This window comes from Comamonas guangdongensis, assembly GCF_041079535.1.
In the GTDB taxonomy this organism is placed as follows: domain Bacteria; phylum Pseudomonadota; class Gammaproteobacteria; order Burkholderiales; family Burkholderiaceae_C; genus Comamonas; species Comamonas guangdongensis.
Genome location: NZ_JBFYGN010000031.1, coordinates 1 through 25851, shown reverse-complemented (window position 1 = coordinate 25851; position 25851 = coordinate 1). Strand labels below are relative to the sequence as shown.

At 63.4% G+C, this 25851-nt stretch carries 24 protein-coding genes; 13 read left to right on the top strand and 11 right to left on the bottom strand.

Features of this window, described 5'->3' with window-relative positions:
• Nucleotides 1–266: 266 nt before the first annotated feature.
• Nucleotides 267–998, top strand: coding sequence for an osmolarity response regulator transcription factor OmpR (ompR, locus tag AB6724_RS19585; protein ID WP_369340217.1), 732 nt, complete (start codon nucleotides 267–269; stop codon nucleotides 996–998).
• A 177-nt stretch (nucleotides 999–1175) separates the two neighbouring features.
• The gene (locus AB6724_RS19580) at nucleotides 1176–2678 is read left to right on the top strand and encodes an ATP-binding protein (protein WP_369340216.1); all 1503 of its coding nucleotides are present in this window, start codon (nucleotides 1176–1178) and stop codon (nucleotides 2676–2678) included.
• A 24-nt stretch (nucleotides 2679–2702) separates the two neighbouring features.
• Here AB6724_RS19580 and ispF read toward each other — a convergent pair whose 3' ends face one another.
• On the bottom strand, nucleotides 2703–3182 hold the full coding sequence (gene ispF, locus AB6724_RS19575; protein WP_369340215.1) for a 2-C-methyl-D-erythritol 2,4-cyclodiphosphate synthase: 480 nt from the start codon (nucleotides 3180–3182) through the stop codon (nucleotides 2703–2705).
• A gap of 59 nt (nucleotides 3183–3241) precedes the next feature.
• The gene (gene ispD, locus AB6724_RS19570) at nucleotides 3242–3994 is read right to left on the bottom strand and encodes a 2-C-methyl-D-erythritol 4-phosphate cytidylyltransferase (RefSeq protein WP_369340214.1); all 753 of its coding nucleotides are present in this window, start codon (nucleotides 3992–3994) and stop codon (nucleotides 3242–3244) included.
• 271 nt (nucleotides 3995–4265) lie between these two features.
• Between ispD and mfd the strand changes: the two genes are divergently transcribed.
• From mfd to AB6724_RS19535, 7 genes are all read left to right on the top strand, one after another.
• Nucleotides 4266–7757: a transcription-repair coupling factor gene (gene mfd / locus AB6724_RS19565; protein WP_369340233.1), complete on the top strand. Its 3492-nt coding sequence runs from the start codon at nucleotides 4266–4268 to the stop codon at nucleotides 7755–7757.
• 6 nt (nucleotides 7758–7763) lie between these two features.
• A complete protein-coding gene (locus AB6724_RS19560) occupies nucleotides 7764–8429 on the top strand; it encodes a hypothetical protein (protein ID WP_369340213.1) in 666 nt (221 codons plus the stop codon).
• Nucleotides 8430–8639: 210 nt separating this feature from the next.
• The gene (locus tag AB6724_RS19555; RefSeq protein WP_369340212.1) at nucleotides 8640–9587 is read left to right on the top strand and encodes a Bug family tripartite tricarboxylate transporter substrate binding protein; all 948 of its coding nucleotides are present in this window, start codon (nucleotides 8640–8642) and stop codon (nucleotides 9585–9587) included.
• A gap of 128 nt (nucleotides 9588–9715) precedes the next feature.
• The gene (serB, locus tag AB6724_RS19550; RefSeq protein WP_369340211.1) at nucleotides 9716–10429 is read left to right on the top strand and encodes a phosphoserine phosphatase SerB; all 714 of its coding nucleotides are present in this window, start codon (nucleotides 9716–9718) and stop codon (nucleotides 10427–10429) included.
• Nucleotides 10430–10503: 74 nt separating this feature from the next.
• Nucleotides 10504–11061 (top strand): NADPH-dependent FMN reductase, encoded by a 558-nt coding sequence (locus AB6724_RS19545; protein ID WP_369340210.1) that lies wholly within the window; start codon nucleotides 10504–10506, stop codon nucleotides 11059–11061.
• Between the two features lie 298 nt (nucleotides 11062–11359).
• Nucleotides 11360–11863 carry an ABC transporter substrate-binding protein gene (locus tag AB6724_RS19540; protein ID WP_369340209.1) on the top strand — a complete coding sequence of 168 codons (504 nt, stop codon included), beginning with the start codon at nucleotides 11360–11362 and terminating at the stop codon, nucleotides 11861–11863.
• A 188-nt stretch (nucleotides 11864–12051) separates the two neighbouring features.
• On the top strand, nucleotides 12052–13470 hold the full coding sequence (locus AB6724_RS19535; RefSeq protein ID WP_369340208.1) for an amidohydrolase: 1419 nt from the start codon (nucleotides 12052–12054) through the stop codon (nucleotides 13468–13470).
• Nucleotides 13471–13492: 22 nt separating this feature from the next.
• Here AB6724_RS19535 and AB6724_RS19530 read toward each other — a convergent pair whose 3' ends face one another.
• Nucleotides 13493–13732 (bottom strand): DUF3820 family protein, encoded by a 240-nt coding sequence (locus AB6724_RS19530; RefSeq protein ID WP_369340207.1) that lies wholly within the window; start codon nucleotides 13730–13732, stop codon nucleotides 13493–13495.
• Between the two features lie 169 nt (nucleotides 13733–13901).
• On the opposite strand from AB6724_RS19530, the gene AB6724_RS19525 reads away from it, so the two are divergent.
• Nucleotides 13902–14687 (top strand): MetQ/NlpA family ABC transporter substrate-binding protein, encoded by a 786-nt coding sequence (locus AB6724_RS19525; protein WP_369340206.1) that lies wholly within the window; start codon nucleotides 13902–13904, stop codon nucleotides 14685–14687.
• 509 nt (nucleotides 14688–15196) lie between these two features.
• Here the strand turns inward: AB6724_RS19525 and AB6724_RS19520 are convergent.
• The 4 genes from AB6724_RS19520 to AB6724_RS19505 form a co-directional block, all read right to left on the bottom strand.
• Entirely contained in the window at nucleotides 15197–16825 is a 1629-nt protein-coding gene (locus AB6724_RS19520; protein ID WP_369340205.1) for a SpoVR family protein, read from the bottom strand.
• The gene (locus tag AB6724_RS19515) at nucleotides 16822–18087 is read right to left on the bottom strand and encodes a YeaH/YhbH family protein (RefSeq protein ID WP_369340204.1); all 1266 of its coding nucleotides are present in this window, start codon (nucleotides 18085–18087) and stop codon (nucleotides 16822–16824) included. The genes AB6724_RS19520 and AB6724_RS19515 overlap by 4 nt, the downstream gene beginning before the upstream one ends.
• 35 nt (nucleotides 18088–18122) lie before the next feature.
• On the bottom strand, nucleotides 18123–20045 hold the full coding sequence (locus AB6724_RS19510) for a PrkA family serine protein kinase (protein ID WP_369340203.1): 1923 nt from the start codon (nucleotides 20043–20045) through the stop codon (nucleotides 18123–18125).
• Nucleotides 20046–20427: 382 nt separating this feature from the next.
• On the bottom strand, nucleotides 20428–21336 hold the full coding sequence (locus AB6724_RS19505) for an EamA family transporter (RefSeq protein WP_369340202.1): 909 nt from the start codon (nucleotides 21334–21336) through the stop codon (nucleotides 20428–20430).
• Nucleotides 21337–21433: 97 nt separating this feature from the next.
• On the opposite strand from AB6724_RS19505, the gene AB6724_RS19500 reads away from it, so the two are divergent.
• Nucleotides 21434–21901, top strand: a complete 468-nt coding sequence (locus AB6724_RS19500) for an Lrp/AsnC family transcriptional regulator (protein ID WP_369340201.1) — start codon at nucleotides 21434–21436, stop codon at nucleotides 21899–21901.
• Between the two features lie 116 nt (nucleotides 21902–22017).
• Nucleotides 22018–22320 (top strand): hypothetical protein, encoded by a 303-nt coding sequence (locus tag AB6724_RS19495; RefSeq protein WP_369340200.1) that lies wholly within the window; start codon nucleotides 22018–22020, stop codon nucleotides 22318–22320.
• 5 nt (nucleotides 22321–22325) lie between these two features.
• On the opposite strand, the gene AB6724_RS19490 is transcribed toward AB6724_RS19495, so the two are convergent.
• Nucleotides 22326–22973, bottom strand: coding sequence for a LysE/ArgO family amino acid transporter (locus AB6724_RS19490; protein WP_369340199.1), 648 nt, complete (start codon nucleotides 22971–22973; stop codon nucleotides 22326–22328).
• 69 nt (nucleotides 22974–23042) lie between these two features.
• On the opposite strand from AB6724_RS19490, the gene AB6724_RS19485 reads away from it, so the two are divergent.
• The gene (locus AB6724_RS19485) at nucleotides 23043–23951 is read left to right on the top strand and encodes an HTH-type transcriptional regulator ArgP (protein WP_369340198.1); all 909 of its coding nucleotides are present in this window, start codon (nucleotides 23043–23045) and stop codon (nucleotides 23949–23951) included.
• 9 nt (nucleotides 23952–23960) lie between these two features.
• Here the strand turns inward: AB6724_RS19485 and AB6724_RS19480 are convergent, their stop codons facing one another.
• From AB6724_RS19480 to AB6724_RS19470, 3 genes are all read right to left on the bottom strand, one after another.
• Complete coding sequence (locus tag AB6724_RS19480) at nucleotides 23961–24455, bottom strand: DUF2721 domain-containing protein (RefSeq protein WP_369340197.1); 495 nt, start codon at nucleotides 24453–24455, stop codon at nucleotides 23961–23963.
• 82 nt (nucleotides 24456–24537) lie between these two features.
• Nucleotides 24538–24984, bottom strand: a complete 447-nt coding sequence (locus AB6724_RS19475; RefSeq protein ID WP_369340196.1) for a TetR family transcriptional regulator — start codon at nucleotides 24982–24984, stop codon at nucleotides 24538–24540.
• Nucleotides 24962–25759, bottom strand: a complete 798-nt coding sequence (locus AB6724_RS19470; RefSeq protein WP_369340195.1) for a site-specific integrase — start codon at nucleotides 25757–25759, stop codon at nucleotides 24962–24964. The genes AB6724_RS19475 and AB6724_RS19470 overlap by 23 nt, the downstream gene beginning before the upstream one ends.
• Nucleotides 25760–25851: the final 92 nt, after the last annotated feature.

The following is a 25851-nucleotide window of genomic DNA, read 5'->3' as shown; positions in this document are numbered from 1 at the left end:
TGGACACCGGTACTGTGGCGCATCGCGGCGACGATGTCAGCCACGACAGGCTTTCTGCGTACGAATCACAGAAATTCAACTCATGCTTAGGACAATAATTGTGTCACACCTCAAAATATAGTTCTAGAATTTATAAAGAAACATTTATCGTCCCAAATTTAAACGCAACTTTTGTAACATTAAGCAAGAAACAGCCTGATTTCTTTGAAATTTTTGCGCCAAGCGATAACAATGCCCGTGTTACAAATAAATCGACAAGGACGATCATGGCAACGACAAGCACCCGTACCGACAAGATCCTCGTGGTGGATGACGATGCACGCATCCGCGACCTGCTGCGCCGCTATCTGACGCAGGAAGGTTTCGAGATCATGATTGCCGAGGACGGCAAGGCGCTGAACCGCATCCTGCTGCGCGAAACCGTGGACCTGATCGTGCTCGACCTGATGATGCCCGGCGAGGACGGCCTGTCCATCTGCCGCCGCCTGCGCTCGGCCAACGATCGCACGCCCATCATCATGCTCACCGCCAAGGGCGAGGATGTGGACCGCATCGTGGGCCTGGAGGTCGGTGCCGACGACTACCTGGGCAAGCCTTTCAACCCGCGCGAGCTGCTGGCCCGCATCCACGCCGTGCTGCGTCGTCGCCCGCCCCAGGAAGCGCCGGGCGCCCCCTCGGGCGACAACGAAGTCGTGAGCTTCGGCCCCTTCAGCTTCGACCTGGGCACACGCGTGCTGCAGAAAAACGGCGAGGAGCTGCCGCTGACCACCGGCGAATTCGCCATGCTCAAGGCCCTGGTGCGCCACCCGCGCCAGCCGCTGTCGCGCGAAAAGCTGGCCCTGCTGGCGCGCGGTCGCGAGTTCGAGCCCTTCGACCGCAGCCTGGACGTGCAGGTCTCGCGCCTGCGCAAGCTGATCGAGGAAGACGCCGCCGCGCCGCGCTACATCCAGACCGTCTGGGGCGTGGGCTATGTGTTCGTGCCCGATGGCATGAACTAAGCCAGCTTCCGCATGGCCCTCGCACCCTGCCCGGCAAGCCGCACTTTGCGGCTTGTTTTGCGTGAGGATGGCGCCGCCGGGCCGCATCGGCCGCATTTTTTAGACAAGCGGTAACTTGCGCCGGCCGTATTGGGCGTACGCTTGGGCCTGCTTTTTTTTTCATTGTCATCGCTGCTCATGAGCGCTTATTCCAACCCGCCGTCAGATGCCACAAGCCCCGTACCGCTGGAGTACGAGCGGCGCACCACGGCGCGCTCGCCGGTCGGCCTGAACCTGTTCTGGCGCACCTTCTTCCTGCTGGCCCTGCTGCTGGTCGGCAGCATTCTGGCCTGGTTGCAGACCCTGCGCGCGCTGGATTTCGAGCCGCGCACGCTGCAGACGGCCAAGCAGATCGCCTCCCTGGTCAATCTGAGCCGCGCGGCGCTGGTGCACTCGGATGCCATCAACCGCGTCTCCCTCATCAAGACCATGGCCGACCAGGAAGGCGTGCGCATTCTGCCGCGCGAGCCCGGTGATACCTACGAGCTGCTGGAACAGAACGCTCTGGGCCAGCGCCTGACCGAGGAGCTGACCCAGCGCCTGGGCTACGGCACAGTGGTGGCGCGCAGCGTCAACAACGAACCCGGCCTGTGGGTGGGCTTCACCATCAACGGCGACCGCAACTGGCTGCTGATGGACCAGTCGCGCTTCACTCCGGCCAGCGGCCAGACCTGGCTGATCTGGCTGATCACGGCGGCGCTGCTGTCCCTGGTCGGCGCGGCGGTGATCGCGCGCCTCATCAACAAGCCGCTCAAGCAGCTGTCCTATGCGGCCAACCGCGTGCGCGAGGGGGACTTCGATGCCAGCCAGCTCGACGAGGAGGCCGTGACCAGCGAGATCCGCGAGGTCAACATCGGCTTCAACCGCATGGCGCAGAAGCTGGCCAAGCTCGAGCAGGACCGCGCCGTGATGCTGGCCGGCATCTCACACGATCTGCGCACGCCGCTGGCGCGCCTGCGGCTGGAGACCGAAATGAGCGTCTACGACGATGTGGCGCGCGAGCATATGGTGGCCGACATCGTGCAGCTGGACGCGACCATAGACAAGTTCCTGGACTACGCACGCCCCCACCACCGCGTCACGCTCAGCCCCGTGGACCTGCACGCGCTGATCGCCTCCTGCGTCTATGCGGTGCAGGACCACCGCGAGCTGCAGATCAATATGAACGTTCCCGAACACCTCTATGTGCTGGCCGACGAGGTGGAGCTGGCCCGCGTGATCTCCAATCTGTTTGAGAACGCGCGCCGCTACGGCAAGACACCGGGCACGGATACCACCCAGGTCGACGTGATTGCCAAGGACAGCGAGAAATGGGTGGTGGTGCGCATCCGCGACCATGGCCGGGGCGTGCCGCCCGAGCAGCTGGCCAGCCTGATCCAGCCCTTCTTCCGCGGCGATTCGGCGCGCACGGCAGCCGCCGGTGCGGGCCTGGGCCTGTCCATCGTGGACAAGACGGTGCAGCGCATGGGCGGCATGTTTGCGCTGTCCAACTCCTCCACGGGTGGGCTGGTCGCCCACCTGCAGATGCAGCGCGCCATGGGCGTGACCGCGGCCGTGGCCCCCGAGCAGCGCCTGCAGCGCCCCCAGATCAAGCGTAATCTGCCGCGCGACAAAAAGGACGAAAACCCGGACCAGGACTGAGCCCGCCGGGGGCCTGAGCCGGGATCAGGCCTTGTACAGCAGGGCCACGGCACGCGCCTCCATGGCCTGCTGCTGGCCCACGGGTCCCATTTTCTCGGCCGTCTTGGCCTTGACGTTGACCTGCTCCACATCCAGCCCCAGCACCTGGGCAATGCGCTCGCGCATGCTCTCTATATGGGGCGCCAGCTTGGGCGCCTGGGCCACGACGGTGCTGTCGATATTGCCGATCTCGAATCCCTTGGCGCGCACGCGCCGCGCCGCCTCGGCCAGCAGCAGGGCGGAATCCGCCCCCTTGAACTGCGCATCGGTGTCCGAGAAATGGCGACCGATATCGCCGAGCGCGGCCGCGCCGAACAGCGCGTCGGTAATCGCGTGCAGCAGCACGTCGGCATCCGAATGGCCGAGCAGGCCCAAGGTGTGAGGAACTTCGACGCCGCCCAGAAGCAGCTTGCGCCCCGGCACCAGCGCGTGCACATCCCAGCCTTCACCGATACGAAAATTCATATAAATCCTTGTCAAACCATTGCTGAATCAGCGCCAGCAGCTATGAAATATTAAGCACCCTAGCCGCGTCGCAACAGCACGGCCTCGGCCAGCGCAAAATCGTCGGGATAGGTCACCTTGAAATTCTGTGCGCCGCCGGCCACCAGCAGCGGCGCATGGCCGGCCAGCTCCATGGCGCTGGCCTCGTCGGTGACCGCAGCACCGGCAGCCTCGAGTGCCGCCAGCAAGGCGCCGATGCGGAACATCTGCGGCGTCTGGGCCAACCATTTGTCGGCCCGATCCACGGTCTGCCGCACACGCGGCGCTCCGCCCACCGCCTCGGCCTGCTTGAGCGTATCGGGCAGCTTCAGCGCCAGCAGCCCTCCCACCGCATCGGGCAGGCAGGCGTCGATCAGGGCATCGATCTGGGCCGTGGTGACCAGGCAGCGCGCCGCATCGTGCACCAGCACCCAGTCCTCTGCCGCTGCGCCCAGGCGCAGCAGCTCGCGCAGCCCGTTGCTCACGGTCTCGGCACGGGTGGCTCCGCCATGGGCAGAGATGCTGAGCCGGCCATCCGTGGCGCGCCCCTGCCAGAAATCGTCGGAATCGGAGATCACCAGCAGCACCTGGTGTATGCGCTCCACCGCCATCATGGCGGCCAGCGTATGCATGACCATGGGCTGGCCCGCCACACTCTGGTATTGCTTGGGCAGCTCCGGGGAGTCCGCCGCAATGGCGCGCAGACCGACGCCGGCGCAGGGAATCAGCGCCCAGCAGCGTGGCGCAGATGCTGGCGATGAAGCCGCCGCAGCGTTTGCCTTGTCATCCGTCATGGACTCAGGTGAGAAAAAGCGATCTGTCATGCACAGTATTTTAAAATTACCGTTTCGCCCGAAAGCCCGTGCGCTCTATCTTCGACCTGCTTTCGGCTTGCATCGCCTTGAGGTGTCCCCATTTTGAGTGAATGCGCCGCCAACCCTCAGCTCCTCGCTGATTGGGCCGTGAGCCCTACCCCTGGAGGCTGGACTCGCCCGCATTCAATCTGTCCCTATTTCCCTCATGCGGCCCGCGTCCACGCCCGGCCGCATCCGCTCGTCCAACACCATGCAACTGCCCAAGCTCTCTCCTGGTAAACGCTTTCATCTGCCCCGCCCCGTGGGCAGCGCCGATGCTCTGCTGCTGGCTCAGCTGGGAGAGCGCGAGAAAAAGGATGGGCGCGTCACCGCCATCATCACGGCCGATGCCTCGGACGCGCAGCGGCTCATCGACGAGATGGCCTTCTTCGCGCCCGGGCTGCGCTGCGCGCTGTTCCCCGATTGGGAAACCCTGCCCTATGACAGCTTTTCGCCGCATCAGGACCTGATCAGCGAACGCCTGGCCGCGCTGTGGCGCATCAACCAGCGCGACAAGGAGCATGGTGCCGACGTGGTCGTCGTGCCCGCCACCACGGCGCTGTACCGCCTGGCTCCGCCCTCCTTCCTGGCCGGCTATACCTTCGAGTTCAAGCAGGGGCAGAAGCTCGACGAGACCAAGCTCAAGGCCCAGCTCACGCTGGCCGGCTACCAGCATGTGTCCCAGGTGGTCAGCCACGGCGAATACGCGGTGCGCGGCGGCCTGATCGACCTGTTCCCCATGGGCTCGCTCCAGCCCTACCGCGTGGACCTGTTCGACGACGAGATCGACTCCATCCGTACCTTCGACCCCGACACACAGCGCAGCCTCTACCCCGTGCCCGAGGTGCGCCTGCTGCCAGGCCGCGAATTCCCCATGGACGAGGAGGCGCGCGCCAAGTTCCGCAGCCGCTGGCGCGAGCTGCTCGAGGGCGACCCCACGCGCAGCCGCATCTACAAGGACATGGGTGCCGGCATTGCCACGGCCGGCATCGAGTACTACCTGCCGCTGTTCTTCGACGCGACGGCCACCGTCTTCGACTATCTGGGCGACGAGGCCACCGTGGTGTTGCATGGCGATCTGGAGCCGGCCTTCCAGCGCTTCTGGCAGGACACCAAGGACCGCTACCGCCTGGTGCAAGGCGACCCCGACCACCCGGCCCTGCCGCCCGAGGCCCTGTTTCTCACGACCGAGCAGTTCTACAGCTGCAGCAAGGAACATTCGCAGCTGGCCCTGCGCCCGGGCACCGAGGATGTGGCCGACAGCGCCATCTTCCAGAAGCTGGAAGACCTGGCCGTGCTGCGCGGCGCTGACGATCCGCTCGCCAAGCTGCAAAAACACATAGCATCCAGCGGGCACCGCACCTTGCTTCTGGCCGAATCCGATGGCAGGCGCGAGAGCCTGCTGGACTTCTTCCGCGCCTCGGGCGTGAATCCGCCGGTCTTCGACTCCCTGGCCGAGTTCCAGGCCGACACCACGGAGAAGGTCGGCATCGCCACCTCCAGCCTGATGAACGGCTTTGCCTGGGTCGAGGAAGGCCTGGACTTTGTCACCGAGACCGAGCTGTTCGCCACCAGCCCCACGGGCCGCCGCCGGCGCCGCCAGGAGCAGGTCAGCGACGTGGAAGCGCTGATCAAGGACCTGTCCGAGCTCAAGGTCGGCGACCCCATAGTCCATGCCGACCACGGCATAGGCCGCTACCGCGGGCTCATCAATATGGACATGGGCCAGAAGAATCCCGACGGCACGCCCGCGCTGCAGGAATTCCTGCACCTCGAATACGCGAGCGATGCCGTGCTCTATGTGCCCGTGAGCCAGCTGCATCTGATCAGCCGCTACACCGGCGTCTCGCCCGAGGATGCGCCGCTGCACAAGCTGGGCGGCACGCAGTGGGAAAAAGCCAAGCGCAAGGCGGCCGAGCAGGTGCGCGACTCGGCCGCCGAGCTGCTCAATATCTATGCGCGCCGCGCGGCGCGCCAGGGCCATGCGTTCCGCTTCCCCACGGCCGACTACGAGCAGTTCGTGGCCGACTTCGGCTTCGACGAGACCGCCGACCAGCGTGCGGCCATCCATGCCGTGGTACAGGACATGATCTCGCCCCAGCCCATGGACCGCTTGGTCTGCGGCGATGTGGGCTTCGGCAAGACCGAGGTGGCGCTGCGCGCGGCCTTTGTGGCGGCCATGGGCGGCAAGCAGGTGGCTTTCCTCGCGCCGACCACGCTGCTGGCCGAGCAGCATTACCAGACCCTGGTGGACCGCTTCTCCAAATGGCCGATCAAGGTCGCCGAGGTCTCGCGTTTCCGCTCGGGCAAGGAAATCTCTGCCGCCGTCAAAGGCATTGCCGAAGGCACGGTGGACATCGTCGTGGGCACGCACAAGCTGCTCTCCGAATCCACGCAGTTCAAGAACCTGGGCCTGCTCATCATCGACGAGGAGCACCGCTTCGGCGTGCGCCACAAGGAAGCCATGAAGGCCATGCGCGCCGAAGTGGACGTGCTGACGCTCACGGCCACGCCGATTCCGCGCACCATGGGCATGGCGCTCGAGGGCCTGCGCGACCTGTCGGTCATCGCCACGGCGCCGCAGCGCCGCCTGGCCATCAAGACCTTTGTGCGCAACGAGGGCACGGGCGTGATCCGCGAGGCCGTGCTGCGCGAACTCAAGCGCGGCGGCCAGGTCTACTTCCTGCACAACGAGGTCGAGACCATAGAGAACCGCAAGCAGAAGCTCGAGGAAATCCTGCCCGAGGCGCGCATCGCCGTGGCCCACGGCCAGATGCCCGAGCGCGAGCTGGAGCGCGTGATGCGCGATTTCGTGGCCCAGCGCTACAACATCCTGCTGTGCTCGACCATCATCGAGACCGGCATCGACGTGCCATCGGCCAACACCATTCTCATCAGCCGCGCCGACAAATTCGGCCTGGCCCAGTTGCACCAGCTGCGCGGCCGCGTGGGCCGCAGCCACCATCAGGCCTATGCCTATCTGATGGTGCCGGACCTGGACGGCCTGACCAAGCAGGCCCAGCAGCGGCTGGAAGCCATCCAGCAGATGGAGGAGCTGGGCTCGGGCTTTTACCTGGCCATGCACGATCTGGAAATCCGCGGCGCCGGCGAGGTGCTGGGCGAAAACCAGAGCGGCAATATGCTGGAAGTGGGCTTCCAGCTCTACAACGAGATGCTGGCCGAGGCCGTGCGCAGCCTGAAGGCCGGCAAGGAGCCCGACCTGCTCTCTCCGCTGTCGGCCTCCACCGACATCAATCTGCACGCGCCGGCCCTGCTGCCCAACGACTACTGCGGCGATGTGCATCTGCGCCTGTCCTTCTACAAAAAGCTGGCCACGGCCAAGACGGCCGACCAGATCGATACCCTGCTCGAGGAGATCGTGGACCGCTTTGGCAAGCTGCCGCCCCAGGCCCAGACGCTGATCGACGTGCACCGCCTGCGCGTGCTGAGCCAGCCCTATGGCGTGGTCAAGGTCGATGCCGCTCCCGGCGTGATCAACATCACGTTCAAGCCCCAGCCGCCGATCGATCCAATGAACATCATCCATCTGATCCAGAAGAACAAGCACATCAAGCTGGCTGGCAACGAGAAGCTGCGTGTCGAGAAAGCGCTGGAAAATCCCAAGGACCGCGCGCAGATGGTGCGCGACGTGCTGCGCAGCCTGGGCCAGCCGCTCAAGACCGAGGCTGCGGCCCACGCCTGAGGCACCATGCCCCTCGAAGCCGCCATCGCCCTCATCGCCCTGGCCGTGGCGCTGTGGCTGCGCCCCTGGCGCATGCTGACCGGCCGGCCCGGCCCCGGCGGCATAGACGATCGCCTCGCCTCGCCGCTGCTCACGCCGCTGCTGGGCGTGCTCGTGCTGCTGCCCTGGATCTGGGCCCTGCCCACGCTGCACAAGATGCCGCTGCAGTTGCAGTGGTCGGCCGCGCCGCTGGTGCTGCTGATGCTGGGCTGGCCGCTGGCCATTCCCGTGTTGCTGGTGGTGGCGGCCATCGCCCATTTCCTCTCGCCCGCGCTGAACTGGCAGGCCGCGCTGGGCCTGGCCGTCTGGCAGGGCGTGGTGCCGGCCACGCTGGCCCTGCTCTGGGGCGCGCTGCTCAGGCGCTGGTGCTGGCACAACATCTTTGTCTTCATCCTGGCGCGCGGCTTTCTGGGCACGGTGCTCAGCGTCTTTATCGCCACGCTGCTGGGCCAGGCCGCCGGCCATGTGCTGCCCAGCATCAACGAGGACCTGTCGCGGCTGGCGCGCTGGCTCATGGCCTGGGGCGACGGCGTGATCACGGGCATGCTGACCGCGGTCTTCGTGGTCTTCAGGCCGCAATGGATGGCCACCTGGTCCGACGCCATCTATCTGGAAGCCCCCCCGGAGCCCTGAGCCGCCGTTGCTGCCCCGCCATGGTGCCGGCCCGGGCCCGTGCACCGCTGTGCAGCATTTTTCGGACCTTGGGCAATCGGGCGAAATGCCAAGCCACCTGGCACAGAGTTTGCTCATCATGGCGACAAGCGCAGCAAATCTTGCCGCTGCGCATTCTCGGCTCGCAGCAAAGGGGTAGGCATGCATTTCAAACACCGGATGATTGCAAACATGTTTGCCCTGGCGGCCTGCACGCTCGCCGCCAGCGCTCATGCGCAGGACGGCTATCCCGCGCGCCCCGTCAAGGTCGTCGTGGCCCTGCCCGCCGGGGGCAGCGCCGACATGATTGCGCGGGTGGTGAGCCAGAAACTGGCCGCGGAGCTGAAACAGCCTTTTGTGGTGGAGAACAAGGCCGGGGCTTCGGGCCAGATCGGAACGCCGGCCGTGGCGCGCGCCGCAGCCGATGGCTATACCCTGATGGTTTCACCGGCCTCGTTCCTGACCACCAACAAAAGCATTTTCAAGTCCCTGCCCTACGACCCCGAGGCCGATTTCGCGCCGGTCAGCACCTTGGTCAACCAGCCCATGGTGCTGGTGGTCAGGGACAGGCAGAAATTTCCCGACCTGGCGGCCATCGTCGCTGCAGCCAAGGCCGCGCCCGGCAAGCTGACCTTTGCCTCCTCGGGCGACGGCAGCCCCCAGCACCTGGCCGCGCTGATGTTTGAAACCCGCACCCAGGCCCGAATGCTGCATGTACCCTACAAAGGCGGAGCGCCCGCCGTCAACGACACGCTGGCGGGCAATGTGGACATGCTGTTCGCCGTGCTGCCCGAGGCCTTGCCGCACATACAGTCCGGCAAGCTGCACGCCCTGGGTCTGATGAGCGCCAGGCGCACGGCAACGCTGCCGGACACGCCGACCATGGGCGAAAGCGGCTTTGCCGATCTCGAGCTTTCGGCCTGGGTGGGCCTGCTGGCCCCCGCCAGAACGCCTCAGCCCGTGATCGACAGGCTCAACCGCGCCGTGCGCGCGGCGCTAGACGCCGAGGTCAAGGCCAAGCTGGGCGGCAACGGCATGGAGGTCGCGTCCTCCACGCCGGAGCAGCTGAAACAGACGATTGCACGCGACATACGGCTGCACGCCGAGCTGGTCAAGGCCGCAGGCATTCAGCCGCAATAGCCTTTGCCGGAAGCGCCGAGCCCTTGGGGGCCGGCCCGCCTCAGCGGATAATGGCGCACTCATTCAAGGATCCTGAAGCCCCGGCCACCAGGGCCTTCATCCCTGCACCGTACCCGCAAGCATTGACAATGACAGACGCTACCGAATTCGCCCCCGGCCTGATGATCCGCGGCATCACCGCACCGCAGAAGCTGGCCGACTACAAGCTCATCGCCTTCGACATGGACTCGACCCTGATCACCATCGAGTGCATAGACGAGATCGCCGATGCCACGGGCAAGAAGGCCGAGGTCGCGGCCATCACCGAAGCCACCATGCGCGGCGAGATCACCGACTTCAAGGACAGCCTGCGCCAGCGCGTGGCCAAGCTCGCGGGCGTGACCGAGGCCGACATGGCCCGCGTGCTCAAGGAACGCCTGCAGCTCTCGCCGGGCGCAGCCAGCCTGGTCAAGGCGGCTCGGGCCGCGGGCCTCAAGGTGCTGCTGGTCTCGGGCGGCTTCACCTACTTTGCCGAGCATGTGCGCGGCCTGCTGAACATCGACTTCGTGCGCGCCAATGTGCTGGAAGTCCGGGATGGCGTGCTGACCGGCGGCCTGATCGAGCAGACCTGGGGCGATATCTGCGACGGCGCCGAAAAGCGCCGCACGCTGCTGGAGGTCGCCTCGCTGATCGGCATTTCTCCCGCCCAGTGCATTGCCGTGGGCGACGGCAGCAACGACATTCCCATGATGCAGGCTGCAGGCCTGTCGGTGGCCTACCACGCCAAGCCGCGCGTGCGCAACGAAGCCAAGGTGGCCATCAACGAAGGCGGCCTGGACCGTCTGCTCGAAGTCCTGCAATAGGCCCCGGGCCGCTGCAGGCCCGATGCCCTACACTGTCTTCGGCTTCCATCCCACTCCACGCAAAGGTGTCCAAAATGAGCAAGTTGAAGATTGGCGTCGTCGTCGGCAGCACCAGCCAGCAATCCATCAACCGCCGCCTGGCGCAAGGCCTGGTCAGGCTGGTGCCGGACCAGGCCGATTTCGAGTTTCTCGATATCGGCCACCTGCCCGTCTACAACCGCGACTTCGACGGCACGCCGGCGGCCAAGCCCTTTGAAGAGCTCAAGTCAAGAATCCGCAGCTGCCAAGGCATGCTGTTCGTCACGCCCGAGCACAACCGCTCCGTTCCCGCCGCGCTCAAGAACGCGCTGGACGGTGGCAGCCGCCCCTATGGACAGTCGGCCTGGAGCGGCATTCCCGCGGCGGTCATAGGCAGCTCTCCGGGCGGCGCGGGCACCGCCATGGCCCAGCAGCATCTGCGCAATATCTTTGTGTTTCTGGACATGCCCACCATGCAGCAGCCCGAAGGCTTTGTGCAGTGGAAAGAGGGCCTGATCGATGCTGATGGCAATATCGGCCCCGCAAGCCACGACTTCCTGACCAAGTACATGAGCCGCTTTCTGGACTGGGTGAGCCTGCATCAGCGGGCTTGATTTCCGATAGCAGGCCCCGCATGCGCTTCAAGCGCTGCGGGGCTTTTTCATGCCTGAATGCTGGTGGCGTCAAAGGGCTATTGCAGCCTCAGGCAAGACACCGATGTCTCTAAAATACCGCTGCCACCCCATAAAGCACACAACAAGCGGTGGCCGGAGCCAGGGTTCCTGCATCCCATGCGCGGTTTCAGCCCCCGGCTCTTGAAATCTCTCCCCTACCCCCTAAATACATAGCAGGCAATCCAGCACGCACAAGCGTCTGCAGGTTGCTGTGTAGCTGCGCCCAGCGCGGATACCTATGTCAACCAAGATTGGAAAACGATCAGTGAAGATTTCTTACCGTGCTACCGCCTCCGTGATTGCCATCGCAATCGCATCGCTGACCGCGCCTTCGCTGGCCCAGGCCAAGCGTCTGGGCGGCGGCAAGACCGTGCGCCCCGCGAGCATCGGCAGCAAGGCCCCGGCACAGCCTGCGCCCGTGGCACCCGCAGCCGCGGCCCCCAAGGCAGCAGCTCCAGCAGCAGCCACTGCAGCACCTGCAGCTGCTGCCACACCGGCTGCAGCCGCACCTGCCGCCAAAGGCCCGAGCATGATGGGCACCATGGGCGCAGCAGCCGTGGGTGCCGTGGCCGGCACCATGGCCGGCAGCGCCATTGCCGGTGCCATGACGCCTTCGGAAAAGGAAGCCGCCGCCAAGAAGGAAGCCGAAGCCAAGGCCGCCGAAGCCGAAGCCGCCGAGCTGCAACGCAAGGCAGATGCAGCCAAGGCCAAGGCAGAAGCCGCTCGCGCCTCCGCCAAATAAGCCTCTGCACCCCTGCCCTCGCCGGTCTCCATGGCTGCCGAGGGCCCGGAACAGCCCCATGACGTCTGAGCGCGCATGGGGCTGTTCTGTTTTGGCATGGCTGCCCCATGAAAACAGTCTCCGATGCGGCAAGGCAGGGCTGCAGCGCTTGCTAGCATCTTTGGCTTGCATATAACAAGGAGACTCGCATGCAGGCATTTGCCGCCCATTCCCGCTTCGGCTTCAAAAAACTGGCGCTGGCCGGCGCCATAGCTGCCGCGCTGGCAAGCAGCAGTCTGGCGGTGCAGGCCCAGACCGCCCCAGCAGCTGCGGTTCCAGCCGCGTCGGCTGCCACCACCACGCCACAGGCCCAGGCCCTGCATGCGCAGATCGACGAGCGGGCCAAGGCCATAGAGCAAAAGCTCATCGCCTGGCGCCGCGACATCCACGAACACCCCGAGCTGGGCAATCTGGAAACGCGCACCTCCGCACTGGTGGCAGAGCATCTGCGCAAGCTGGGCATGGAGGTGAAAACCGGCGTGGCCGTGACCGGTGTCGTCGGTCTGCTCAAGGGCGGCAAGCCCGGTCCGGTCGTGGCTTTGCGCGCCGACATGGACGCGCTGCCGGTCAAGGAACAGGTGGACCTGCCGTTCGCATCCAGGGCCAAGGGCATGTACCTGGGCAAGGAGGTGGACGTGATGCATGCCTGCGGCCACGACACCCACACCGCCATGCTGATGGCCACGGCCGAGGTGCTGGCCGGCATGAAGGAGCAGTTGCCCGGCAGCGTGAAGTTCATCTTCCAGCCGGCCGAAGAGTCGCCCGCGACCTTCGAGCCCGACGGCGAGAAGATCTGGGGCGCCAAGCAAATGGTCAAGCAAGGCGTGATGCAGAGCCCCAAGGTCGATGCCGTCTTCGGCCTGCATGTGTCAAGCAGCTATCCCGCGGGCTGGATCGCCTGGCGCCCGGGTCCGGCCATGTCGGCCGTGGACCAGTTCTGGATCGACGTGAGCGGCAAGCAGACGCATGGCGCACGCCCCTGGTCCGGCGTCGACCCCATTGTGGCCAGCGCGCAGATCATCACCGGCATCCAGAGCATCATCAGCCGCCAGTCCAATATCTCGCTGGAGCCCGCAGTGGTGACGGTGGGGGCCATCAACGGCGGCAACCGCATGAACATCATTCCCGACAAGGTCGCGATGATAGGCACCATCCGCACCTATGACGAGGGCATGAAGAAGGACATCCACAAGCGCCTGGCAACCACGGCCGAGCACATTGCCGAAAGCTCGGGCGCCAAGGCCAAGGTGAAGGTCGTAGAGCTGTACAACGCCGTGGTCAACCCACCCGATCTAGTGGCCAAGATGGGCCCCACGCTGGAACGCGTGGCCGGCCCCGGCAACTTCGGCCTGCAGCCCAAGTCCTCGGCCTCCGAAGACTTTTCCTTCTACCAGCAGCAAGCGCCCGGCATGTTCTTCTACCTGGGTGTGACCCCCAAGGACAAGGACCCGAACACCGCGCCCAACAACCACTCGCCGCTGTTCTATGCCGATGAATCGGCGCTGATCTATGGCGTGCGCGCGCTGTCTAACATGGCGGTGGACTATATGCTGGCTTCGCGCTCCTGAGTCTCGGGGCAACACTGCCGCTTCAGCCCTTGGGCGACGGCGGCAGGCCCGCCGCCTGCCGCAGCGGAGCCAGCAGAGGCGACAGTCCGTTGTGGTCCAGCTCGTGCATCAGCGCCAGCAAACGCCCGAGCTCGCCCTTAGGAAAGCCCTCGCGCGCAAACCAGTTCAGGTAGTTGCCGGGCAGGTCGGCAATCAAGCGGCCCTTGTATTTGCCGTAAGGCATCTGCACCTGCAGCAGGCGCTCCAGGGTTTCGGGGTTCATAGGCGGTTCTTCGATCGATGGATTTGAATAAAAAGCGACGTTCTTATAACTAAATAAGAAAAATGTCCTGCAAGCATCGGTGCGCGGCACTAGACTATGCACCTTGCTTCACCGCGGCCCACGCAAGCCCAGTGGATTTATCGCAACCTGCTGAAGAAAGTCAGAACCCATGTTGAAGAAAGCTCTCTCTGCTATCGCTATTGCCACTCTGGCACTGTCGGCCCAGGCCGGCGAAGTGCTCAAGGTCGGCGCCACTGCCGTGCCCCACGCTGAAATCCTGAACCACATCAAGCCCGCGCTCAAGGCCCAGGGCATCGATCTGGAAATCAAGGAGTTCAGCGACTATGTGCAGCCCAATGCCGCAGTGCAGGACAAGCAGCTGGACGCCAATTTCTTCCAGCACAAGCCCTATCTGGACAGCTACAACAAGGACCGCAAGACCGACCTAGTCGAAGTGCCCAACGGCAAGGTCCATGTGGAGCCCTTCGGCGTCTACTCGCACAAGATCAAGAACATCAAGGACCTGAAGGACGGCGCCACGGTCGCCATCCCCAACGACCCCTCCAATGGCGGCCGCGCCCTGATCCTGCTGGCCAAGCATGGCCTGATCGGGCTCAAGGACCCCAACAGCCTGACGCCCACGCCGCTGGACATCGTCAAGAACCCCAAGAAGCTCAAGTTCAAGGAACTCGAAGCCCCTCTGCTGCCGCGTGCCCTGGGTGACGTGGATCTGGCCCTGATCAACACCAATTACGCCATCGAAGCCAAGCTCAACCCCACCAAGGATGCGCTGTTCATCGAAGGCGCGGATTCGCCCTATACCAATATCGTCGTGGCTCGCAAGGACCGCGCCAATGGCGCCGACATCGCCAAGTTGATGAACGCTCTGCACACGCCCGACGTGAAGAAGTTCATCCTGGAAAAGTACAAGGGCGCCGTGGTGCCTGCGTTCTAAGCGCTTCTGTCGACAAAAAACGCTGCCCTATGGCAGCGTTTTTTTTGCTCCCTAGTTACTGGCCCGCTCGGAGGCCTTTGGCACACAATGACATTCCCAGGGACCTCTGCCTCTCATGCCTGCCGTCATCTCGGGCAGATGCTGATATACCCTGCGCCACTCCAGACCCTGTTGGCTACAAGTTGCCTGACATCGTTGTTCAGTGGACGGAATAAAGCTGGCCAAAAACATGAGCCCTATACAAGCCAAAAAGCTTAGAACGACTATGAGGTCTCGTTTGTGATTCTGAGATAGCTGCATGTGCCCTGCCGGTTTGTACGGCCGTCACCGATTGACTCGAAGATTCTTCTGAACATTGACGCATCTTCAGATGCATTCGCAGAGTTCTATACAGAAAGCACAGAACATTCAGGTTGGCAGGGCTGCCCGATAGCTGCTTCTGGCCGAAATCCGCCGCTCAATGCCACCGGCACGGATGACCCATTCAACTGGGATACACGTCGAAACACTCAGTTGCTTGGAGCCGGCACGGAATGCAGCAGCGTGGGTGTCACGCCGTCGCCATTGACGCTTTCCAGCTTGACGCCAAAGCCCCACAGACGCGCCACATGCTTGAGCACCTCCAACGCATCGTCGGCCAGAGGCCGGCCCTGGTACTGGGTGTGGCGCAGGGTCAGGCAGCGGTCGCCGCGCAGGTTCACGTTCCAGACCTGGATATTGGGCTCGCGCACCCCCAGGTCGTACTGCTGGGACAGCAGCTGGCGCAGCGTGCGGTAGCCGTCCTCGTCGTGGATGGCGCTGACCAGCAGCTCGCGGTCGCTGGGGTCGTCGTGTATCGCGAACAGCCGCATGTCGCGCATCAGCTGCGGGCTCAGGAACTGGCCGACAAAGCTCTCGTCCTTGTAGTTGCGCATGGCATGGTGCAGCGCCGGCAACCAGGGCGTGCCGGCCATGTCGGGGAACCAGCGCCGGTCTTCCTCGGTGGGGTTCTGGCAGATGCGGCGAATGTCGCGGTACATCGCAAAGCCCAGCGCATAGGGATTGATGCCGCTGTAGGCGCGGTGCCCGGCCGGCGGCTGGTAGATCACATTGGTGTGCGATGACAGCCATTCGATCATCACGCCGTTGGTGAGCCAGCCCTCGTCATACAAGGTGTTGAGCAGGGTGTAGTGCCAGAAGGTGGCCCAGCCCTCGTTCATCACCTGGGTCTGGCGCTGCGGGTAGAAGTACTGGGCGATCTTGCGCACTATGCGCATGATCTCGCGCTGCCAGGGCTCAAGCAAAGGGGCGTTCTTCTCGATGAAGTAGAGGATGTTTTCCTCCGGCTCCTTGGGAAAACGCTCGTTTTCCTGGGCCGTGCTGTCCTTGCCGCGGCGCTCCGGCAGGGTGCGCCACAGCACGTTGACCTGCTGCTGCACATAGGCCTCGCGCTGCTCGCGCTCGGCGCGCTCGCGGGCCAGGCTTTTCTTGGAGGGGCGGCAATAGCGATCGACACCGAAGTTGGCCAGTGCATGGCAGGAGTCCAGCAGCTGCTCCACCGCATCCAGGCCGTACTGTTCCTCGCACTGGGACACGTAGTCGCGCGCATAGACCAGGTAGTCGATAATGCTGCCCGAATCGGCCCACATGCGAAACAGGTAGTTGTTCTTGAAAAAGCTGTTGTGGCCATAGGCCGCGTGGGCGATCACCAGCGCCTGCATGGCCGTGCTGTTTTCCTCCATCAGATAGCTGATGCAGGGATTGGCGTTGATGACGATCTCGTAAGCCAGCCCCATGGTGCCGCGCCGGTAGCGCCGCTCGGTGGCGAGAAACTCCTTGCCATAGCTCCAGTGGCGGTAATTGACGGGCATGCCCACGCTGGCGTAGGCATCCATCATCTGCTCGGCGGTGATGATTTCGAGCTGGTTGGGGTAGGTATCGAGGCCGTAACGCTCGGCCGTGGCCGCAATGACGGCGTGGTAGCGTTCTATCAGTTCGAAGGTCCAGTCGCTGGGATCGGGCAGCGGATGCGCGGGTCGCTTGCCGGCCGGCAGCGGCGCGAGGGGCACGTCGCGCGGGGTGCGCTCGTTCACGACCGTCGCCCTGCCATGGTGGGCGCCGGAGCTGGGGGCCAGCACGGGATACTGAGAGAGGTTCATACCGCCCCCTCTTTCTTGAACAGGTCGCGGAACACGGGATAGATCTCACCGGGCTCGGACACCTTGCGCATGGCGAAGTGGGGAAACAGCGGCGCCAGCTGGCTATATTCTTCCCACAGATTCTGCTCTTCCTGCACCACCTGCACATAGGCGTAGTAACGCACCAGCGGCAGGATTTTTTCGGCCAGCAGATTGCGGCAGTTGTTGCCGTCGTCCTGGAAGTTGTCGCCGTCACTGGCCTGGGCCACGTAGATGTTCCAGTCGCCCACCGGATAGCGCGCGCGGATGATCTGGTCGAGCAGCACCAGCGCGCTGCTGACCACCGTGCCGCCGCTCTCCTGCGAATGGAAGAACTCGTCTTCGTTGACCTCGGCGGCCTGGGTGTGGTGGCGGATGAAGACGATCTCGATCTTCTCGTAGTGGCGCGTGAGAAACAGATACAGCAGGATGAAGAAGCGCTTGGCCAGATCCTTGCGCTCCTCGTCCATGGAGCCGGACACATCCATCACACAGAACATCACGGCCTGGCTGCTGGGCACGGGCACCTTGGTGCGGTTGCGAAAGCGCAGATCCAGGGGATCGAGAAAAGCCACCTTGCCCATGCGCGCCTTGAGCGCGTCTATGCGCCGCTGCAGCTCGGCCACGGCCTCGCTGGTGCCGTCGTCCTGGGCCAGCAAGGCATCGAGCTCCTCCTGCAGCCGCTGCAGCTCGCGGTGCGGTGCCTTGGTCAAGGCGATGCGCCGCCCCAGGGCTCCGCGCATGGTGCGCACCACCGCCAGATTGTGCGGCGTGCCGTCGTGACTGTAGCCGGCGCGGCGCGTCTTATACTGCAACGTGCTAGCGATCTGGGTGCGCAGCAGGCGCGGCAAGGCCAGGTCTTCAAAGAACAGTTCCATGAACTCTTCCTTGGTCAGGGTGAAGGTGAAGTCGTCCTCGCCCTCCCCGCTGTCGCTGGCCTGGGAACCCGAACCACCCGCGCCGCCCTGAGGCCGGGGAATGCGGTCGCCGCGCACATGGTCACTATTGCCCGGGTGCACAGAGTCGCGCACGCCGCCCGAGCCATGGCGGAACACCGGCTCGTGGATGTCCTTGCGGGGAATGGTGATGTTCTCGGCCTGGTCAATATGGCGGATGTCGCGCTTGGCAACGGCACGCCGCACCGCCTCGGCGATCTGTTCCTTGAAGCGACGCACAAAACGCTCGCGATTGCCCACCGATTTGTTCTTGCCTGCGAGCCTGCGGTCGATGATTTGTAATGCCATCTATACCCCCTGCATGACGCAGAACCAGCGGGCCATCAGCTACTCTTGCGCACGCGCAAATACCATTCGCACAGCAGACGCACCTGTTTGGGCGTGTAGCCCTTGGCCTCCATGCGCGTGACAAAGTCTTCGTGCTTGCGCGCGTCCTCGGCACTGGCCTTGGCGTTGAAGCTGATGACGGGCAGCAACTCCTCGGTGTTGGAGAACATCTTCTTCTCTATCACCAGGCGCAGCTTTTCATAGCTGGTCCAGCTCGGATTCTTGCCCTGGTGATTGGCACGCGCGCGCAGCACGAAATTCACGATCTCGTTGCGGAAGTCCTTGGGATTGGCGATGCCCGCGGGTTTCTCGACCTTCTCCAGCTCGGCATTGAGCGCGTTGCGGTCGAACACCTCGCCGGTGTCGGTGTCGCGGTACTCGCTGTCCTGGATCCAGTAGTCGGCATAGGTGACGTAGCGGTCGAAGATGTTCTGGCCGTACTCGCTATAGCTTTCCAGATAGGCGGTCTGGATCTCCTTGCCAATGAACTCGGCATAGCGCTGCGACAGGTATTCCTTGATGAAGCCTATGTATTTGGTTTCGAGTTCGGCAGGGAACTGCTCGCGCTCGATCTGCTGCTCCAGCACATACATCAGGTGCACGGGGTTGGCCGCCACCTCGGTGCTGTCGTAGTTGAAGACCTTGGCCAGGATCTTGAAGGCAAAGCGCGTGGAGATGCCGGTCATGCCCTCGTCCACGCCCGCATAGTCGCGATACTCCTGGTAGCTCTTGGCACGCGGGTCCGTGTCCTTGAGGCTCTCGCCGTCGTAGACCTGCATCTTGCTGAAGATGCTGGAGTTCTCCGGCTCCTTCAGGCGCGTGAGCACGGAGAACTGCGCCATCATCTTCAGCGTGCCCGGAGCGCACACAGCATGGGCCAGCGAGGATTCGCGGATCAGCTTCTCGTAGATCTTCACCTCTTCGGAGACGCGCAGGCAGTAAGGCACTTTGACGATATAGATACGGTCCAGAAAGGCTTCGTTGTTGCGGTTGTTGCGAAACGCCTTCCACTCGCTCTCGTTGCTGTGTGCCAGCACCAGCCCATCGAAGGGAATTGCGCCAAAACCCTCCGTACCCTTGTAATTGCCCTCCTGCGTCGCGGTGAGCAGCGGATGCAGCACCTTGATGGGGGCCTTGAACATCTCGACGAACTCCAGCAGACCCTGGTTGGCCAGGCACAGGCCGCCCGAGTAGCTGTAGGCATCGGTATCGTCCTGGGCATAGTTCTCGAGCTTGCGGATATCCACCTTGCCCACTAGGCTGGAGATGTCCTGGTTGTTCTCGTCGCCGGGCTCGGTCTTGGCAATCGCCACCTGCCTGAGGATGCTGGGATAGCGCTTGACGACGCGGAACTGGCGGATGTCGCCGCCGTACTCTTCCAGGCGCTTGACGGCCCAGGGCGAGAGCACATGCTGCAGGCAGCGCCTCGGGATGCCGAACTGCTCTTCCAGCACGGGCCCGTCTTCCACAGCGTCGAACAGGCCCAACGGAGATTCGTTCACCGGGGAGCCCTTGAGCGCATAGAACGGCACCTTCTGCATCAGGTATTTGAGGCGCTCGGCAATCGAGCTCTTGCCGCCGCCCACCGGCCCCAGCAGATACAGGATCTGCTTGCGCTCTTCCAGCCCCTGGGCCGCATGGCGGAAGAAACTCACCACCTGCTCTATCGAGTCCTCCATGCCGTAGAACTCGGAGAAAGCCGGATAGCGGCGGATGACCTTGTTGGCGAACAAACGTGACAGTCGTGGGTCGTTGCGCGTGTCCACCATCTCTGGCTCACCCATGGCTTCCAGCATGCGCCGGGCAGAGCTTTCGTAAGCCATGGGATCACGCTGGCACAGGGCCAGGAACTCGTTGACCGACATCTCCTCCTCGCGCAGATGAACGTAACGCGCAGCAGTGTTGCTGATGACATCCATACGACCTCCCCTGGCGACACCCCAAGGCGAACAGTGCCGCGAAGTTGCAAGGCATTCGCTACCGTATGGGGAGTTTGTAGCATCTTGCCCCGGCTTTGAACAGGCGATCCGTCCTACAAGCACGCGCAGGCCGACACCCCAATTCAAGGCAGGCCGAATGCCCCCTATCCGGCTTCGGTCAAGCCTGGCGCGGGCCTCATGGAAGCGGGCGGCAACGAGCGCGAAGACATGGCGGTGCCTGCCAAGCAGCGCGCCGCAGAGCGAGGCTTAGCCCGCAAAAAAGGGAGCTTGCAGCGCTCGGAGCACCTGCATTTCTATCGGCTGCAGGCTTAGAACCAATAGCCATCCAGCGCAAAAAGCTCTTTTTTCACTAGCATCAGATTCAACCCGCGGTCGTCGCCGGAGCCTGGGGCGCGGCGCTCTTGGCACCGGGCCGCGTCATCGCGCTGCCCATGGCCGCGCCCATGATGCAGACGATAGCCAGCCACTGCACCGGCGCCAGATGCTCGCCGAGCAGCAGCATGCCCATCAGGGCCGCAACGGCAGGCTCGGTCGCGAGCGCGATGCCAAAGGTCCCGGGCGGCAGGCGACGCAAGGCCAGCATCTCCAGCGTATAGGGCAAGGCGCTGGAGATGGCCGCCACCATCAGGCCGAACAGCAGCACCGACGGGGCCAGCAGCTTAGCGCCGGCTTCGGCCACGCCAAAGGGCACGACCACCAGTGCCGCGCAGGCCAGTCCCAGGGAGACGGCCTGGCCGCTGGGCACATGGCTCATGCGCTGGCCCAGCAGAATGTACAAGGCCCAGCAGACGGCAGCGCCCACCGCGCAGGCAATGCCTACGGGCGAGAGCGCCAGCGCGGAAGCGCCGCCGGCACCGATGCCTATGGGCAGAATCAAGGCCAGCCCGGCCACGGCCAGCGCCAGCCAGACAAAGTCCACGGGCCGGCGCGAGTGATAGATGGCCACGGCCAGCGGCCCCGAAAACTCGATGGCCACCGCCAGTCCGAAGGGAATGCTGCGCAGCGCCATGTAGAACATGAGGTTCATTCCCCCCAGCACCACGCCGAAGCGCAGCAGCGACCAGGCCTGCTGGCGATTCAGCGGCCAACGCCAGGGGCGCCATACGCAGACCAGAATCAGCGCCGCAAATCCCACGCGCAAGGCCGAGGTGCCCTGCGCGCCCACCAGCGGAAACAATTGCTTGGCCAGAGAGGTGCCCACCCCCAGGGAAGTGACCGAGCCCAATACGGCCAGCAAGGGCCACCAGTGATTCCAACGATTTTTCGACATAGCGACGTACGATATTGCATGCACCGCGTGAAAATCGCTTGATTTTTGCCAGTTTTGTGCAAGTTTCGCTCTCTCGCCCTCTTCTCCAGCCGCCACCATGCCCGCCGCCGACCTAGACTCCTTTGACCGCGCCATCCTCGCCGAACTGCAGCGCAACAATCTCACGCCCCAGCGCGTGATTGCCGAGCATGTCAATCTCTCGGCCCCCGCCGTGCAGCGCCGCATCAAGCGCCTGCACGAGGAAGGCGTGATCGCGGCCAATGTGGCCGTGCTGGACCCCGCACGAGTCGGCCGCACGCTGACGGCCGTGATCAGCGTGCAGCTGGTCAATGACCGGCCCGATCTGTCACGCGACTTTCGCGCCCGCATCGCCAAGGAAGCTGCCGTGCAGCAGTGCTTTTACGTGACCGGCGAGACGGACTACGTTCTGGTCGTCACGGCCTCCGATATGGAGGACTACCAGGCCATCACCCGGCGGCTGTTCGAGGGTGACGACAACATCCGCCGCTACAGCACCTCGATTGCGCTGGAGCAAGTCAAGACCGGCCTGCAGCTTCCGGTCTGACGGGCGGGTGTCGAAGTTGGCAAAACTACCAAGATGCGGCAGCGCTCAGTTAAGATACAAAATGCAACAATTACCATAATATTGCGCACTGCAAGCCAACCACGAAGAGACACACGATGAACAGCTCCGCCTCGCCCGATATGGCAACTCTGGTTGCCGAACGCACCCTGGCCAAATACGCCAAGGATTACTATCCGAGACGCGAGCAGGTGACGATTGCCTTTCGCGGCGATATTGCGGAAAAGCACCAGTACGACAAGATCCGCCCGCTCTCCGAAGCCAAGCGCCAAGGCAAGCATTTGGTGGTGATCGAGGGCCAGAGCCAGAAGACCGGCGCCACCGCCTTCTACCGCATCGAATGCAATAACTGGAACCTGATCGAAGCCGTGGGCCTCTGGGAGCAGACGGCACCCGACTAGGACGCTTAATCCCCAAGGTCCCAGACGCTGCCGGCCACCCACCAGGCCAGGCCGAACATCATCACCGCGGTCAGGCCGTCCATGACGCGCCAGGCCTTGGGATGGGCAAACACCCGCCTCATGCGCTGGCCCGCAAAAGCCAGCAGCAAGAACCATGAGAGGCTGGCGCTGGCCGCGCCCAGCACATAGAACCAGCGCCCCGCCCCCTGCTGGCGCGCGCCTATGGAGCCCATGAGCAGCACGGTGTCCAGGTATACATGGGGATTGAGCAAGGTGATGGCGACCAGCGCGCCCAGCACATTCCGCAGGCTTCTCGACCGCATCTGCCCCTGATCGCCGGGCAGGGCCGCATCGGTTGCGACCAGCATGCGGCGCAGCGAGAACAGGCCATAGGCCAGCAAAAATGCCACTCCGCCGAGCGTGAGGTAATAGGCGAGTTCCGGATAGCTGAGCAGCATCTGCGACATGCCGAGCACGCCGAAAGTCACCAGCAAGGCATCGCTGATCACGCACCAGGTGACGCAGGCGCGAATGTGCTCGCCCTGCACGGCCTGACGCAGCACATACAGATTCTGGGCACCGATGGAGATGAGAAGCGAGGCACAGACCGTGAAGCCCGCAGTCCAGGCCGAAGAAAGATGAGTAGACAACATGGGCGGCATTGTGCGACGCCCAAAGACCTCAATAAAATTACATTTACTCAAGCAAATTAAGAATATCTAATGCTCGACTACACCGGGCTCGAAGCCCTGTCGGCCGTGGTGCGCGAAGGCAGCTTCGAGCGCGCGGCCCGCAAGCTGCACATCACGCCCTCGGCGGTATCGCAGCGCATCAAGCAGCTGGAAGAGCGCGTGGGCCAGGTGCTGGTGTTGCGCGGCCAGCCCTGCACCGGCACCGAGGCCGGCAGGCGGCTGTGCCTGCACGTGGAGCAGGTGGCGCTGCTGGAAAACGATCTGCGCCGCAAGAACCCCGAGTTGGTGCCGGAGGGCCAGACCGCCCTGGCCTCGCTGAAGCTGGTGGTGAACGCGGACTCGCTCTCGACCTGGTTCATGGATGCCATGACGGCCTTCACGCGGAACAGCAACGAGCTGTTGGACATCAGCATCGATGACCAGGATCACACGGCCAAGCTCATCCGGGAGGGGGAAGTGATGGCCGCGGTGACGGCAACGGGCACCGCCATCACGGGCTGCAATACCTGGCCTCTGGGCCGCATGCGCTACACGGCCGTGGCCAGTGCCGATTTCATCGCCCGCCATCTGCGCGAGGGCATTACGCCCCAGGCCCTGGCCCGGGCGCCCATGATGTGCTACGGCCGCAAGGACAGTCTGCAGGACGTCTGGCTGCAGAAACTGGGCGTGGACGGACGGCGCAATGCCGCGCGCCACTTCCTGCCTTCCAACCAGGGCTATACGCGCGCCCTGGAGCTGGGCATGGGCTGGGGCATGCACCCCGTGCAGATCATGGAGACCCTGCTGCAGCATGGCCACTTGGTCGAGCTGCTGCCCGGCCACGACCTCTACATCCCCATGTACTGGTGCCATACGCGCAGCGCCCAGGCCAGCTTGCAGCGCCTCACCGATTGCGTGATCCAGGCGGCCAAGGCCTGGCTCGAGCCCATGGAGGGCTGATGCCCGCGCTCAGGGCCGGCGCTCGGAGTCCACATGCCGCACCGCGGCCTTGGCCTGGCTCAGCATGTGGAAGTCCAGAATTCGCGTGGCCATGATGGTTTCCCAGAGAAAGCAGCACAGCGCAGAGACAAAGGCCAGCACGCCGATCAAGAAGCTGACCACGGCATAGCGATGGCCGCTGACGCCATAGGCCTCGCCCACGAACAGCAGCACGATGGTCAGGCCTATGGAGACCCCGCACAGCGTCAGCAGGCCGATGGCGATATTGGCCAGACGCCCGCGTTCGCGCAGAAAGTGCAGCTCCGTCAGGCTGCGGGCAATCTGCTCATGATCGGTGGCGGTGCGCAGGCTCTCTTCCAGCTTGCGCGCTCTATCGATGATGCGCGCCAGCCGTCCTGCCACCGAGCCAATCATGCCGGCCACGGCCGTGAGAAAAAAAACCGGCGCCACCGCCAACTGGATGCTATGGGTGACGGTCTGGGCGTCTATGGACCAGATGCTCATATCTTAAGATTCCTTGTAAATTTACTAATCATTTAAGCACTTGAAAATTAATGGATTTTTATAAGTAAATAATTTGTAGCCTTCAGAGATCAGACTTATTTTTAAACGTTCCTCTGACGATCTTTCCTTCGCCGATAGCCTTCTCTAGAGACTGCTCTATGCGTAGGGCTTCATTCACTGATGCCAGCCTGATGATCTCCACCAACTGACTGATCACCAACTTCCGCAGCTTGCGGTTTTTCCCCTTCTCCTTGATCCGGAGATCTTCCATCTCGTCACGCTGCTGGCGCACGGCCTTGCCCATAACCGCCCGAACCTGCTCGGCGAATTCGGGGTAGCGATTGTGAATCAGCGGGGGGGACACTTTCGCTTCATCCGCCACAGCCTTGAGGGTGACCTTCTTGCCGCTCTGTTGCACGCGAATCAGAGCCAGACTCAGTTCTTGCTGCGTACGCTCGCGATCCCGTTTCCTGGGTGCATCGTTGGCGATGCCAGCAACTTTCGACCTAGCGGGGAGCGATTTGGCCATCGCCTTCCTCCGCGTCTACCTCAACTCCCAAGTCTTTGAGGATTTTTGCCGCCTGGTTCAGATCCCTCTCCACCCGCATCACCACCCCAGGCCCCAGTTCCTGGGCATCCATGCGCAACTCCTTGTGGTGGCGATAGGCCTCCTGCCAGATTGGGATAAACCTACGATCGATCACGCCGTTACGGCAATCGCCGCAGGTTCCTTTGGCATAGATCCCCGAGCCACCACAACCCTCGTCCTGTGCTAGGCACCACGAATGCCCTGTGGAGCGCATATTGACACGCCGCGACGTTTCAATGAGGAGCTCCTTTCGGTTGTCAAAGTCATTGGCCCGCATTTCCATAAGCCTGGGAGCAGCACCTCCAGCCAGTGGCTCATCTTTTTCCAACCACTGCGCCACCACGCCGGCCTTATAAGCTATCAACTCGCTGAGGATGTCGTCGTACAGTGCCACGTCCTGCAATGGGTCTGAGCCATAGAGTTGCGTCATATCGATGCTGGAATGTTTGAACTGCTCCTTGAGGAACAGCATGTCTCCCAGGCGGTGGCGTACGAAGGTATATGCGTAGAGCCGCCTCATCTGGTGGGGCGCGAGCTTCCAGTCAACGCCTGCAGCACGTGAAAAACTCGCACAAACCATTCCCCAGCCGACAGAAGACACAGCTACAAGGCCACCTCTTGAATTTCCCAGAAAGAGCCGCTTGACATTGCTTCTGGCTGTGATCAGCCATTGCAATTGCTTTGGCGTGAGCGACTGCGAATTTCGCTCCATCATCGAAATCTGCTTAGATGTTCAGTCCCACAGTGAGATGGTGCGGATGAAGTCTAAAGCGACTTGGATCTTTTTCCCACGCCTCGCACATCGCA

What these genes read in the sequence shown, in the direction of transcription:
- ompR (WP_369340217.1), top strand. Translation starts at nt 267, where the DNA reads ATGGCAACGACAAGCACCCGTACCGACAAGATCCTCGTGGTGGATGAC.
- AB6724_RS19580 (WP_369340216.1), top strand. Translation starts at nt 1,176, where the DNA reads ATGAGCGCTTATTCCAACCCGCCGTCAGATGCCACAAGCCCCGTACCG.
- ispF (WP_369340215.1), bottom strand. Translation starts at nt 3,182, where the DNA reads ATGAATTTTCGTATCGGTGAAGGCTGGGATGTGCACGCGCTGGTGCCG.
- ispD (WP_369340214.1), bottom strand. Translation starts at nt 3,994, where the DNA reads ATGACGGATGACAAGGCAAACGCTGCGGCGGCTTCATCGCCAGCATCT.
- mfd (WP_369340233.1), top strand. Translation starts at nt 4,266, where the DNA reads ATGCAACTGCCCAAGCTCTCTCCTGGTAAACGCTTTCATCTGCCCCGC.
- AB6724_RS19560 (WP_369340213.1), top strand. Translation starts at nt 7,764, where the DNA reads ATGCCCCTCGAAGCCGCCATCGCCCTCATCGCCCTGGCCGTGGCGCTG.
- AB6724_RS19555 (WP_369340212.1), top strand. Translation starts at nt 8,640, where the DNA reads ATGTTTGCCCTGGCGGCCTGCACGCTCGCCGCCAGCGCTCATGCGCAG.
- serB (WP_369340211.1), top strand. Translation starts at nt 9,716, where the DNA reads ATGACAGACGCTACCGAATTCGCCCCCGGCCTGATGATCCGCGGCATC.
- AB6724_RS19545 (WP_369340210.1), top strand. Translation starts at nt 10,504, where the DNA reads ATGAGCAAGTTGAAGATTGGCGTCGTCGTCGGCAGCACCAGCCAGCAA.
- AB6724_RS19540 (WP_369340209.1), top strand. Translation starts at nt 11,360, where the DNA reads ATGTCAACCAAGATTGGAAAACGATCAGTGAAGATTTCTTACCGTGCT.
- AB6724_RS19535 (WP_369340208.1), top strand. Translation starts at nt 12,052, where the DNA reads ATGCAGGCATTTGCCGCCCATTCCCGCTTCGGCTTCAAAAAACTGGCG.
- AB6724_RS19530 (WP_369340207.1), bottom strand. Translation starts at nt 13,732, where the DNA reads ATGAACCCCGAAACCCTGGAGCGCCTGCTGCAGGTGCAGATGCCTTAC.
- AB6724_RS19525 (WP_369340206.1), top strand. Translation starts at nt 13,902, where the DNA reads ATGTTGAAGAAAGCTCTCTCTGCTATCGCTATTGCCACTCTGGCACTG.
- AB6724_RS19520 (WP_369340205.1), bottom strand. Translation starts at nt 16,825, where the DNA reads ATGAACCTCTCTCAGTATCCCGTGCTGGCCCCCAGCTCCGGCGCCCAC.
- AB6724_RS19515 (WP_369340204.1), bottom strand. Translation starts at nt 18,087, where the DNA reads ATGGCATTACAAATCATCGACCGCAGGCTCGCAGGCAAGAACAAATCG.
- AB6724_RS19510 (WP_369340203.1), bottom strand. Translation starts at nt 20,045, where the DNA reads ATGGATGTCATCAGCAACACTGCTGCGCGTTACGTTCATCTGCGCGAG.
- AB6724_RS19505 (WP_369340202.1), bottom strand. Translation starts at nt 21,336, where the DNA reads ATGTCGAAAAATCGTTGGAATCACTGGTGGCCCTTGCTGGCCGTATTG.
- AB6724_RS19500 (WP_369340201.1), top strand. Translation starts at nt 21,434, where the DNA reads ATGCCCGCCGCCGACCTAGACTCCTTTGACCGCGCCATCCTCGCCGAA.
- AB6724_RS19495 (WP_369340200.1), top strand. Translation starts at nt 22,018, where the DNA reads ATGAACAGCTCCGCCTCGCCCGATATGGCAACTCTGGTTGCCGAACGC.
- AB6724_RS19490 (WP_369340199.1), bottom strand. Translation starts at nt 22,973, where the DNA reads ATGTTGTCTACTCATCTTTCTTCGGCCTGGACTGCGGGCTTCACGGTC.
- AB6724_RS19485 (WP_369340198.1), top strand. Translation starts at nt 23,043, where the DNA reads ATGCTCGACTACACCGGGCTCGAAGCCCTGTCGGCCGTGGTGCGCGAA.
- AB6724_RS19480 (WP_369340197.1), bottom strand. Translation starts at nt 24,455, where the DNA reads ATGAGCATCTGGTCCATAGACGCCCAGACCGTCACCCATAGCATCCAG.
- AB6724_RS19475 (WP_369340196.1), bottom strand. Translation starts at nt 24,984, where the DNA reads ATGGCCAAATCGCTCCCCGCTAGGTCGAAAGTTGCTGGCATCGCCAAC.
- AB6724_RS19470 (WP_369340195.1), bottom strand. Translation starts at nt 25,759, where the DNA reads ATGATGGAGCGAAATTCGCAGTCGCTCACGCCAAAGCAATTGCAATGG.